Below are 11908 nucleotides of genomic sequence, written 5' to 3' on the forward strand. Positions count from 1 at the left end.
AGCCTCCTTCACCGTCCCAAGAAAGTCTACGCCATGGATGCCATATCTCCCGACGCCCTGAAGCGCGTATCTTCAGCACTTGCCACCACTGCAGAAACCCTTTCTGCCTGGATGGAGCACAACAAGCCTCATGCAAGGGAAGGGAGAGAGGTGCGTGCTTGCCTGCGTGCTGCGCAGGCAATCGATCACACCGCTGATGCACCCCAGACAATTGCCGTTTATGGAGCCTCCCAGGCGGGAAAATCCTTCCTGACCGGCGCCCTGACCTCTCCCGAGACCGGCCCCCTCATCATCGACTTTTCAACTGACCACCAGCTGGACTTTCTGAGGGAAATCAACCCGCCAGGCGGTAAGGAATCCTCCGGTCTTGTCTCCCGCTTTACCGTAACCCCTCCCTCACTCCCCACAAACGTGGGTGCGGACACACCGATTTGCGTCAAACTGCTCTCGGCAAGAGATGTGGTCTGTATTTTAGGGAATACCTATTTCAGGGACTTCAAGCTTACCGAAGATGCTGTTAAAACCACTGACATACTTGAAACCATAAAAAACATCATCCCACGTGAAAAAAACGATCCACAGCAGGAACCATTTTTTACGAAAAATGATGTTGAAGCATTGCAGGATTATTTTAACAGCTCGTTCCTCTCTGAAAAAAGCTATACGCCATTTTCATCAGACGGGACTGATAATGAATATTGGGCTTTTCTCTCAGAGAACATATCTTCATTTGATCTCGATACAGCCATAAAAGCTCTTTCTCCATTATGGGGTGGTCCGAGCTCGCCTTTCACCGATTATGCGCACAAACTGCTCAAAGCCCGCTTCAGTCTCGACAGGGATGAACTGGCTTTTTGTAATCCCGATGCCCTGAACGCCCCCAATAATGGCAGCATACTGAATGTTGAAACCCTGTGGGGTCCGGGAGCCAGCATGAATACCGCCCTGAAATCCCCCAGTGGAAAACTGGTTGGAATGGGGCGTGACGTTGCAGCGGCCCTCATCTCAGAGCTTATTCTCCCCTTGAAGGCAGCACGGTGGGAGTTCCAGAAAAAGCGGATCGATTTACTTGACTTCCCCGGAGCGCGATCCCGTGGGGAATATCCATCACTCAGCAAGGCCACGAACATCCCCGAGCTTTTTCTCCGCGGGAAGGTCGACTATCTGTTCCACCTCTATAAGAGCAACAATGACCTGACATCTGTCCTGTTATGTATTGGCGACAGTAACCAGGAGGTCGTTAGCCTGCCGGCGATGATTGATGGTTGGGTCAACACGACCATTGGCGCTACGCCAGAAGAGCGCAGCACCCAGGATAACTCCTTATTTATCATCCTGACCAAATTCGACACGGCATTAGCCTCCACGCCAGGACGGCCAGATGATGGAGTTGAACGCTGGGACACGCGGCTCGACGCTTCTATCGTCAATTATTTCAAAAACTCTCCCTGGCTTAATGCGTGGGAACCCGCCCAGCCAATATTCAATAACATCCAATGGCTGCGCTCCCCCACCTATGGGGATACGATCTACGATCGCGATGCCCAGAAAAATGAAACTACCATGCTCCCTGGCTTCAAGAGCCGGCTGCCAAGCCTCAAAACAGGGTACGACAGTTCAGCAAAGGTCAGAACCTACATCAGGAACCGTGACAAAGCCTTCGATGCCGTACTCAAGCCCAATGATGGCGGTGTCAGCTATCTTGCCGAGCGTCTCCTTCCTCTCGCAGAAAAAGATATCAAGACCAGCAAGCTGTATCTGAAGCTGCGCAGGATACTCCAGAACCTGCAGGAGACAGGGAAGAAATTCTACTTTGACAATTCGCAGGAAGCCGTTCACGCCGAAGCAGAGCGCTCCGTGGATAATTTCATCAGGGCAACCTGCCTCCCTCTCGCCCAGAAAGGACGGTTTGGCGTACTGCTCCAGCAACTCTCCCTCAGTGCAGAGCTTGTTACTCGGGAATGGATTGCCTTCAACAAAACCAAACCGCAGACCACTCACCAGGAAATTCAGTTACTTGAAAGTCTCCTCTCGCCCTCTCCAGCCGAGAAAAACGTGTCCGCTGACGCTGCACCAGAGGAAGATGATTTTGACCGTTTCGCCGCACATATCCTAAAATATTGGGAAGACCATTGCCGGGAGAAATTCTCTTCTGACAACATGAGTACCGAAAGGGAACGAAACTGGCTTCATGTCAACAACGATGCCTTCTCGCCTTTCCTGGCACAACTTTTCAAGTTGGCTGAAACGAACAATCTGGCTGGAGACATTGCCAACATTTTGCGCAACACATGTAAAAATGTCAGCAAGCTTGTCCAGAATGGCGAAAAACCTGGAATCCTTACAGCCGAGACCATCAGCAATTTTGTGACATGGCTCGGATATCCCCCCGTTGACAGAAAGGACGCCCCAGCAAACCGGCCGGTTTGTGAAAAAACGGGTATGCCAATCTTCCTTCTTCCCGAAGATCCAGCCGGGAAGCTCTATCCAGATCTTCCGAACATAGGCAATAGCGGCGTACTTTTCCTCCTGGACTGGGTCACCGCATTGAAGGCCCGTTTCCAGGAAGCCGGTCCGCAGTATGACGTGGAGGAGAATGCCAAGCTGGGCCAGTACCTGGAGACACTGAGCAGGCTCGACAATGCACATGATAACAGGAAAGACATAAACAGATGAATCAAATTACCCTTGCCGACAAAGCCATTCCATTACAAGAAGAAATGACTCTTGGCCTGGTCATTGCATCGGGTGACGTCTCGACGCAACAGAACGTCACTGTGCAGGTTGACGACACATTCCTGCCGGATTGCCCAATAATCTCGCACGACGGGCATATGGTCATTGCCCTTCTTCCGCGCAAGCAGGCCGAAGCCTGCATTGACCCGCTGGCCGCTTCCGCTGTCAGTATTCCAGCGCTCGGCATAACAGAAGCAGAAATCGACTGGGTTGGCTTCCCTGCGAACAGACAGCCCCAGACGGCTTCACAAATCCTGCAAATGGCATCGGAGACAGAAGAAGAGCAATCCCAACAACAGGCAGCCTTCTCTCCGCCTCCTGCCGCCCCCCCCGAAGCCGTGCCTTTTCCACCACCTGATGCAACGGCCACCCAGCATCCTGCCGACGGGACGCCTGAAGACAAAAAGCCGGAGGATGCACCCGAGACAACGCAAGCGATGGATAAAACGCCTTCCTCCTCCAGGAAGAAGGGACTGCTCATCCCGGCAGGGGGGGCAGTGATCGCACTCTGTCTTGCCACGGCAGGAGGATGGTTCTGGTTTCACAAACCATCTTTTCTCGCAACGCCTGCTTACCAAAACATGAGTCCGGCAGATGCCGTCAAGCAGCTGGTCACCCCGGCTGCCATTGGTCAGGAGGGGTGGCGACGTATCCGTGCAGGCCAGGGTGACGCAGGACTGCGGCTGCTTGGGTATGCAGCAACCAGACATGACCCGGTCTCCCTCCAGAGAATGGGAGAGCTGTATGATCCTGCCAGGTTCCGTACCGACGGCCCCATTCCTCAACCCAATCCCCGGGAGGCAGCACGCTACTACCGCGAGGCCCTTCTCGCAGGAAATCAGGACGTTCGCAGTGAACGGGACAGCCTGCTCGCAGCCCTTCGCAAGAAAGCCGAAAATGGCGACCAGGAGGCCGCTTTCACCCTTCAGGAATACGCACGATGACCCCAACATTTCTTTCTGCCAGCACGCTGTTCTCCTTTTCTTCCAAAAAAGCCAGGATCATCACAAGACTGATGGGGTCCACCCTGTGCGGAATAATCGCCCTCACCGGGCAGCACGGCTTTGCCGCTCCTTTGCTGCAAAGGGCAGGGGGCACTCTTTATCAGCAAATACTTACACAGCCTGGGGCCATCATCACGCCAGATGAACACACCGACCAGGGCACCCCTTCTCCAGGATTTCTGGCCTATTACGTCTTTGCCAGGGCGAATGACAAACTTCAGATTGGCAGTACGAAAGATCATCCCAATGGCTGGATCAAGGCATCCCAGACACTCAGCTGGAATCATCGCCTGAATGCCCAGTTTGCTCCGCTGGCAGGTCGATCGCGCGCCATCTTCATGAGCACCCGGCAGGCCGAAGAGAATCTGCTGAATGGGAATGACCCTGCCGCCGATGCCCGGGCCATCCTCAGCGCCGGAGATCACCAGCCTCCCAACAGCCAGGCTGCCGCACTGGAGCCTGATGCCTGGATTGATCAGAAAAAACATTTTTATCTGCTGCCCATCCTGGACGCCCATAATAGCGAGCCCGATTATACCGGTGCCATGCTGATGCACGTCGCCGGGGCCACCTTGCCTCCCCCCCACGAACAGAAAAGCGACGCAGCACCCCCATTCCGCGCAGGTCTGGTCTTTGTCATTGATACGACACAGAGCATGCAGCCTTACATCGAGCAAACTCGCAATGCCATCAATGACATTGTCTCACAGATCAACAACGCTCCCCTGGGGCACAATTTCCGTTTCGGGCTTGTAGGCTTCAGGGATCAGTCCAGAAAGGATGATCCCAGACTTGAATATGCCTCAAAAATTTTTGCAACTCCCGATTTCACCCAATCGAGCGATGCCATCACCAGTCAGATCGCTTCCGTCAACGAAGCACATGTCTCCTCCTTCGGCTTCGACGAAGACCCCATCGCAGGCCTGAAAACTGCCATAACGGATATTGACTGGTCCTCCATGCAAGGCCGCTATATCATTCTGGTAACCGATGCCGGTGCCCGCGATGAACACAACCCTCTAAGTTCAACCCACCTTGGCATCACCGACCTCAACCGTTTGGCCGAAAAACACGATATTGCCCTCTTCGTGATCCATCTTCACACACCCGCCGGGAAAAAGTTCAACGATACTGACCGGGCAGAAGCGCAATACCGAACTCTCTCGGCATTCCCGAATACGTCCAGTCTCTATTATCCCGTCGGTAATGGTACATCCGATAATCTGACGAATGATTTCAACCTCGTTGTCCGACAACTGACACAGGCGATTCTGACCCAGGCAAGTCACATTTCCGGTCAACATGGCAGCCAAACGACACCTGAGGGCCCCTCCAATGACCGCATGGCCATTGTAGAGCAGGCCATGCGTCTGCGCTACATAGGCCAACGTGACAATGCCAGCCTTCCGCCCATGATCGAAGGCTATGTTGCAAGCACCGATCCTGTCAGCAATAAAACTGCCTTGCGCGTCAATTTGTTGATGAAGCGAAATGAAATGAACAATCTCGCCTCTTCGCTTGAAACCATTCTGGACCAGGGTGAACAAAGCCAGCTGGCTCCCGAGCAATTTTTCCAGCGGCTGCAATTTGCCTTCGCAGCCTCGGCCCGTAATCCGGATGCCCTCTCACATGATGGCGATGCCGCCCATGGAACACTGGGCAGCCTGCTGCCGGAATATCTGAATGGCCTTCCCTATCGGTCTCGGATTGCCCAACTCACCCAGGAGCGCTGGAATAGCCTGAGCGCCGGGGAACAGGACGCCATACTCAGCGACCTGCGTGCGCTTATTGAACGCTACAAGCTTTATGAAAGTGATACGGACGGCTGGCATTCCATCAACGGGGGCAATGATGAGGATGAAAAAGTTTATTCCGTAGGGTTGGATGACTTGCCTTGAACACGGCCCCAACCATGGTTCAGAGTGAAAGCTGTCCTGCCGATCCCCCCCTTCTCCACGCCGAAGCCTTGACCTGGCAGGCACCGGGGGGGGATTTTACGCTCGAGATCCCCTCATTGACACTGCACAAGAGAACATGCCTCGGGGTTATCGGACCATCAGGATGCGGGAAAAGTACACTGCTTGGTCTACTTTCGCTCGCCCTTCTTCCAACAAAAGTTCGCTGCCTCTCTTTGCTCGAGAGGCAGCTCGCCCCTTATCTTTCACCCGGGTCATATGCCACAAACCGCAAGCGTGAACGGCTATTCACTACATTACGGGCCGAGCATGTCGGTTTTATTCCGCAAACCGGCGGCCTTCTGCCATTCCTGACAGCGCGCGAAAATATTGCCCTCGCTTTGAATGTGCTGGAAACTCCCCCCTCCGGGCAGGGTGCTGGGCACATCGACATGCTTGCCGAGCGGCTCGGGATCATATCCTGCCTTGAAAAACTGCCCTCTCAATTATCTGTCGGTCAAAGGCAGCGTGTTGCCATAGCACGAGCCTTAATTCACACACCCCCTATCCTTCTGGCTGATGAACCAACAGCTCCCCTTCACCCTTCCCAGGCTGCGATCGTCCTGGATCTGCTACGCAATTATGCAGAAACACAAAACGCCGGCGTCATTGTAGTAAGTCATGACATAGACGCCCTACAGAAGGCCGAATTTTCACTGGTTCAGGCTCAGATGAAAGGGAATAAAACTATCATCCACAATTAACAATTTTCATATATAACTTTCTCTAAAGGAAACGCTCATGCCGTCCCGGGGTCACACGCACTTTCGTCACCTTCTTCTTGCCTGTCATCTAGCCTGGCGGGACCTTTTTTCCAATAAAATACTTGCCCTGTGTATTGTAAGTGGTCTTGCCAGTACTCTGCTGCCCATGTTGCTCCTTGCAGGATTGAAGGCAGGTCTCGTTGATCATATGCAACAGACTCTGCTGCACGACCCCTCGGCATTGGAAATTTCAAGCGCCCGAAATTATCCTTACTCCGAACAACAACTGGAGGCCTTGAGAACCGACAAGAGAGTGACCTTTCTCCTTCCCAAAACACGCACACTCGCCGCAAGCGTACGGTTACAGGCAACCAACACAACGTCAGTATTCGAGGGAACAGACGCCGAACTCCTTCCATCCTCTCCCGGAGATCCTCTTCTGGGAAAGAGAATTGAAATGCGCCTGGCAAAATTACATGCGCAGATTTCATCTCCAGATATCCCGGTTGTCATGTCCGCCCATCTGGCAGAACACATGCACCTTCAACCCGGGGACACCTTCGTCATGCTCATTGACCGACATGCCGCAGGCGCTGCAAAAATGGCTCGCATACAATTAAACGTTGCTGCTATCGCAGACGAGACCGTTACATCCCGCTTCCAGCTATTCGTGTCACTTCCTGTAGCGCAAGCCGCCGAAGAATGGCGCGAGAACACCAACCTCTCCTCCTGGCAAGAAGCCTTGACCCTGGGCGAACAAAAAGCAGCTGATTTCCTGAAAGCACGTACACCAAAGGCAACATGGCCCGGCTTCAGACTTTATGCGCGTTCACTATCTGACGTCATCACATTGGACAGAGATCTGACACATCAGGGGTTAAGCATAACCAGCGAGCTTCCCCGTGTTAAAACCATTCTTAATATCAATCAGCAAACAACACATCTTTTTCATCTCATGGCTTATATCGGGGCCATAGGCTTTGCCGTTACTTTGGGTACGGCCATCGCAGCGGAAACTGAACGAAAGAAATTCCATCTCGCAAGCCTGACATTTCTTGGACTGAATAACGCTCGTATCATCCCTGTCGTGCAGACCATTCTCCTGGCCACTGGAGGAACCTGCCTCGCCTTTTGCATAGCCTGGGGATTAAGCTGGCCCATGAATCGCATACTTCACAACACGTTTCTACAAGACGAAACGTCAGCATCCTCCATAAATATTACAATCGCCTTTGCCTTGCAGCTAGTTGCTTATATCATCCCAGGATCGACCATCATGGCCTGGGCAACAACACGCTCCCTGCACCGGGTTTCACCATGGCAAGGCATATGCAACTCCTGACAGCCTGTCATCATGATTGACATGCCTTTATAAGCAAAGGACCACCAATGTCTTATTTACATTTCACTACAGCAACAGAATTTTTAGCATTCCGAAAACCATCCCTGCGCATCATGGCTCAACTTCGCCCATCAGCGCCCGTCTTTGTCTTGTCAGCCCTGCTCTGTACAGGTCTCTCCAGCCACACAGCACGGGCACAGTGCACAACCTCCACTCCAGCACAGGTCAGCTGGAACAAAGCCATCTATGACCCCAAGCCTTCACCAGATTCCGATGCCGAGGAACTGGTTCTTCCCATGCCCTGCGGAGGGGGCATGGTTTTTCGCCGTGTTGAAGTACAACCTACATCAGCCAGCACAGGAGATGCCGCTTTCATGGCAAACCGGCGGATCACAATTGGCCAGGCCATGGATTTGAAAAGTACTCAGGCCTCCCATAGCAATGGCTATAACCTTTTCATACATGAAGCCAATCTTGCCGCTCCCTTTACTGATAAAAATCAGCACCCTGTCTACTATATCGGAAAATATGAGGTAACCGCGGCGCAATATAAACTTGTCATGGAAGGTCAGGGGGCTCCTCCCCCTCAGCGCAGGAATTTTCCTGCCAGCAATATCTCCTTCCTGGAAGCACAGCAGTTTGCAGAGAAATGGACGAGCTGGCTCATGAAGAATGCTCCTGACCGTCTACCGAAGCGAGGAGACAAGCCCGGCTTTATTCGCCTGCCAACTGATGCTGAATGGGTTTTTGCCGCTAGTGGAGGGATCAAGAACAGTTCCCTGAACACACAACCTGCCCCTTGGCCACAACCGGGCAGCGATTGCCAGAATCAGATTGATGATTGCATTGTTGGCAGCAGTCAGGGGATTTCTACCGATCATGGCGTCATCCCCAAACCGATTGGATCACTCAATATAGCCAATCCCCTCTCCCTGTACGATATAGTCGGCAATGTCAGTGAGATGGTTCTTACACCCTACCAGATGAGGGCTTACCTGCATTACTGGAACCAGGGACTTACAGGCGGGACGCAAGTTTTCGGAGGCAGTGTCCTGAATTCCGCCAGAGACATTTCCAGCGCTTATCGTGCGGAATTTGCCCCTTATGACGACAATGGAGACGCAAAGCGTGCTCCTGAGGTCGGGTTCCGTGTTGTCATCGGTGCCATGACAATGAATAGCCTACAGGAAGCTTTGAAAGCACAAAAAGGGTTCGCTGCGCTGGTCAATGATGCTGCCAACGCTGATACCAGCAAGGTCAAAGAAGAGCATGCCAACGAAAACGATGCTCTCAAAAACCTCCAGTCTGCCCTGAGCCAAAGTGACCAGAACAAAGCTGAGCTACAAGCCCGTCTTACCCAATTGAACCAGGCTATGGAGGCTGCACGGGAGGCACAAAATCAGGCCAATGCAGAACGTAACCAAGCTGACCTGGATAGCGCTGTCGCCAACCTGACTACTCTGTTGACACTCAGCAAGCAGATCGCCTCGAACAGGATTGATATTGTCAATTATACGGCTTTCGTCAATGATCCTGACAATGCCCGTAACCCCAATCTGAGCATCTATAAAACCTCCATCTCGACAGAACAGGTTTCGCTTGATGATACAGTGAACGCTTACCTCGGCCTGTTAAAAACAGTATCCCGTAATAGCCAAAGGGATACCCGTCTAGAGGATGCCAAGACCATCATAGTAAACAATCTCAAAAATAATTATAAAGACCTTCCCCTTTCCAGGCGCCTCGACTGGCTAGACATAGCCATACAAAATACAAAAGACATATCCTCCGGTAAATCCCTTGATGCTGAGCGGGATATTATTGCAAAAATAGAACAGGCGGCTCATATGCATTATTATAACAGATAAGGAAAAAGCACAGGGATACTTCACATCCCTGTGCTTCCATAAAACTAGCAAAAACAATTTAAAATATTTTAAAGTGAATGAGTTTCAGCAGATTTCTTGTTGAGTTCGTCAACTTTAGAAGCATATGCTGCATTATCTATTTTAATGCTATAATCGAAATGACTCTTTATCTGAGACACATTCCTGATTTTTTCGATCAACTCTTTCATTTTATCGGAATCGCCATCAGCTTTTGCCTGATCATACTGCTGCTGCAGGGAAGCTTCCTGTCTAAGAAGATCATCACGCTGCGCTTTTTCCTTAGCAATCTTCTGTTGTAGCTGCGCCATTTCCTGACGTAGTACGGCAATCTGCTGATTGATGGACATTAGATGAGCATCTTGTATCTGAACAGCCTGTTCCTGCACGCTACGCTCATTTGTCAAAGCCTTTGTTCTTTTCTGGTAGCCTCCCCCAAACGAACAAGCCATCTGGGTAAACATTTCATCCTGTTTATTCGGGTCACAATCTGCTGCTGAGCAACCAGCCAAAAACAGCATAAGAGATGCTGTTGAGAGAGACACATACAATGAGCGTCTCTTTGAGACCTTAACAATCATAACATACCCCCTTTCATACAGAAAAACGCCTAGTAAAAATAATATACTAGGCGTTCTATCAAGAAAGGGAGCATATAAATATATGCTCCCTTCAAGATATATAATTTCAAATATTAATCGCCATTATTCTGAGCATTAGACTTTGCAAGCGCATCGCTCTTGGTCTGCTGCAGTTTGTTAGCCATTGCCTTATATTCCGCTACACGCTGCTTCTCATTTTCCAAAACAGCATTTTTACGAGCAATAACCTGATCCTGGGCTTTCGCAGCATCGCCTTCAAGACCATTTTTCTTGGCGACTGCTTCATCATAAGCCTTCTGGGCTTTCTGCACATTCGCCTGAGCAATACGCAGCTTTTTCTTGGTCGTGGCAATTTCAGCGTTCAAACCATTTTCCACAGCCTTCTGCTGCTCATTATTTCCCTTGGCTTGAGCATGCAACGTCTGAAAGGCTAGGCCAGCACCGGCACCAATCAAGGCACCTTTCTTTCCCCCGGCAACTCCTCCAATGGCGGCACCGTTGGATGCAGTCCCTGCATTTTCGAGATTACTCAAGAATCCTGCATAACTACTCTGTGTCGAAAACGCAAAAACGGCACATGCTGTTATCGCAAAAATAGAACGACGCATACTCTGAAATCCTTCTTTAATGTTCCCGAAATATCAGGCACAGTCTCATGCTATCATTGTTTTATGTTAACACAAAATTTTATATTTTGACTTAAACAGAAGGTTAAATGCAGAATCAGACACTTGAGAGAAATTCTCTGGACAAGTCTGAAAGAATGAAGAACAGTGACAACCCACTACGGCGAGGGCATCCTTGCGACGGAAGCCGGTGCCCCCCTTTCATACCGTTCCTCCATATTCAGAAAGAACACGGAGAGAGTATCTCCCTAGGCAACTCTGATTTGGACAACCAATCAGCCCACTGGCCGAAAGTTACGAAAGCCTGGACATGAAAAAGACACAGTTTTTCGGCTACACAGCCATGACATTGGCTGGCACCGAAGCGCAATCTATGGCGATATCCCTGTTTTCAACGGAGCCTTCAAGGCAAAAGAAGAATACGCCTTAGAGTTCCAATCCGATCCCTGACAGGAAAAGCATTTTCCAGAAATGATGGTGAAAAGAATAACCGAACAGCATCTTCCCTAAGGGAAGATTTCATACACGACACGGTTCAATCTAGTTAGAACGGCTGACACTGTTCATGGTTTTCTAAAAGGAAATAGGCCATGGATCACAAGAAAAACCCACTGTTTCGATCTGCGGCCTAATCCTGAAATCCCATTTCATTCAATTCCTTGATGACAGGAACAAGCTGCCAAGCATTAACTATTTTAGTTCCAGACCTACGCAGATCATAGTCTTATCCGACAGCCTACCTCAGAAAAGCTTACACTTCTCTCAAATGGCGTTGAATGGCCCTTATATGCGCATGATAGCAAGCAATCGCCAAATCAGCCATTCTAGGGAGATTACAATTTCCCTCTATTCATGACAGATGGTTGGGGAACGTGTGGACCCACGTGCGGACCATGGCTATCTGGTTATTTCTGATTTTGTGGGTATGGATGCGGGGGTAGGATTTGAACCTACGACCTTCAGGTTATGAGCCTGACGAGCTACCGGGCTGCTCCACCCCGCGTTGGTGGGTGGTTTTTATGGGTGTGGGTGAGCGAGGGGACCTGGCGGCGA

At 50.9% G+C, this 11908-nt stretch carries 8 protein-coding genes and 1 tRNA gene; 6 read left to right on the forward strand and 3 right to left on the reverse strand.

The annotated features are described in order from the left end of the window. Positions 1–33: 33 nt before the first annotated feature. The 6 genes from CPA54_RS08735 (at position 34) to CPA54_RS08760 (ending at position 9609) form a co-directional block, all read left to right on the forward strand. Complete coding sequence (locus CPA54_RS08735; RefSeq protein ID WP_249086143.1) at positions 34–2676, forward strand: virulence factor SrfC family protein; 2643 nt, start codon at positions 34–36, stop codon at positions 2674–2676. Beyond that, positions 2673–3680 (forward strand): hypothetical protein, encoded by a 1008-nt coding sequence (locus CPA54_RS08740; RefSeq protein WP_249086144.1) that lies wholly within the window; start codon positions 2673–2675, stop codon positions 3678–3680. The genes CPA54_RS08735 and CPA54_RS08740 overlap by 4 nt, the downstream gene beginning before the upstream one ends. A 71-nt stretch (positions 3681–3751) precedes the next feature. Then, positions 3752–5638 carry a vWA domain-containing protein gene (locus CPA54_RS08745; protein WP_249086145.1) on the forward strand — a complete coding sequence of 629 codons (1887 nt, stop codon included), beginning with the start codon at positions 3752–3754 and terminating at the stop codon, positions 5636–5638. A 116-nt stretch (positions 5639–5754) separates the two neighbouring features. Next, positions 5755–6399 (forward strand): ABC transporter ATP-binding protein, encoded by a 645-nt coding sequence (locus CPA54_RS08750; protein WP_249086146.1) that lies wholly within the window; start codon positions 5755–5757, stop codon positions 6397–6399. A 208-nt stretch (positions 6400–6607) separates the two neighbouring features. Then, positions 6608–7741 carry a hypothetical protein gene (locus CPA54_RS08755; protein ID WP_166651638.1) on the forward strand — a complete coding sequence of 378 codons (1134 nt, stop codon included), beginning with the start codon at positions 6608–6610 and terminating at the stop codon, positions 7739–7741. A gap of 47 nt (positions 7742–7788) precedes the next feature. Beyond that, positions 7789–9609 (forward strand): SUMF1/EgtB/PvdO family nonheme iron enzyme, encoded by a 1821-nt coding sequence (locus CPA54_RS08760; RefSeq protein WP_249086147.1) that lies wholly within the window; start codon positions 7789–7791, stop codon positions 9607–9609. A gap of 68 nt (positions 9610–9677) precedes the next feature. Here CPA54_RS08760 and CPA54_RS08765 read toward each other — a convergent pair whose 3' ends face one another. The 3 genes from CPA54_RS08765 to CPA54_RS08775 form a co-directional block, all read right to left on the reverse strand. Beyond that, positions 9678–10172 (reverse strand): hypothetical protein, encoded by a 495-nt coding sequence (locus CPA54_RS08765; protein ID WP_143539821.1) that lies wholly within the window; start codon positions 10170–10172, stop codon positions 9678–9680. A 149-nt stretch (positions 10173–10321) separates the two neighbouring features. Then, on the reverse strand, positions 10322–10837 hold the full coding sequence (locus CPA54_RS08770; protein ID WP_152332705.1) for a hypothetical protein: 516 nt from the start codon (positions 10835–10837) through the stop codon (positions 10322–10324). 944 nt (positions 10838–11781) lie between these two features. Beyond that, positions 11782–11858, reverse strand: a tRNA-Met gene (locus tag CPA54_RS08775). Positions 11859–11908: the final 50 nt, after the last annotated feature.

It is taken from the genome of Parasaccharibacter sp. TMW2.1890 (genome assembly GCF_023337645.1).
In the GTDB taxonomy this organism is placed as follows: domain Bacteria; phylum Pseudomonadota; class Alphaproteobacteria; order Acetobacterales; family Acetobacteraceae; genus Bombella; species Bombella apis.

What these genes read in the sequence shown, in the direction of transcription:
- CPA54_RS08735 (WP_249086143.1), top strand. Translation starts at nt 34, where the DNA reads ATGGATGCCATATCTCCCGACGCCCTGAAGCGCGTATCTTCAGCACTT.
- CPA54_RS08740 (WP_249086144.1), top strand. Translation starts at nt 2,673, where the DNA reads ATGAATCAAATTACCCTTGCCGACAAAGCCATTCCATTACAAGAAGAA.
- CPA54_RS08745 (WP_249086145.1), top strand. Translation starts at nt 3,752, where the DNA reads ATGGGGTCCACCCTGTGCGGAATAATCGCCCTCACCGGGCAGCACGGC.
- CPA54_RS08755 (WP_166651638.1), top strand. Translation starts at nt 6,608, where the DNA reads ATGCAACAGACTCTGCTGCACGACCCCTCGGCATTGGAAATTTCAAGC.
- CPA54_RS08760 (WP_249086147.1), top strand. Translation starts at nt 7,789, where the DNA reads ATGTCTTATTTACATTTCACTACAGCAACAGAATTTTTAGCATTCCGA.
- CPA54_RS08770 (WP_152332705.1), bottom strand. Translation starts at nt 10,837, where the DNA reads ATGCGTCGTTCTATTTTTGCGATAACAGCATGTGCCGTTTTTGCGTTT.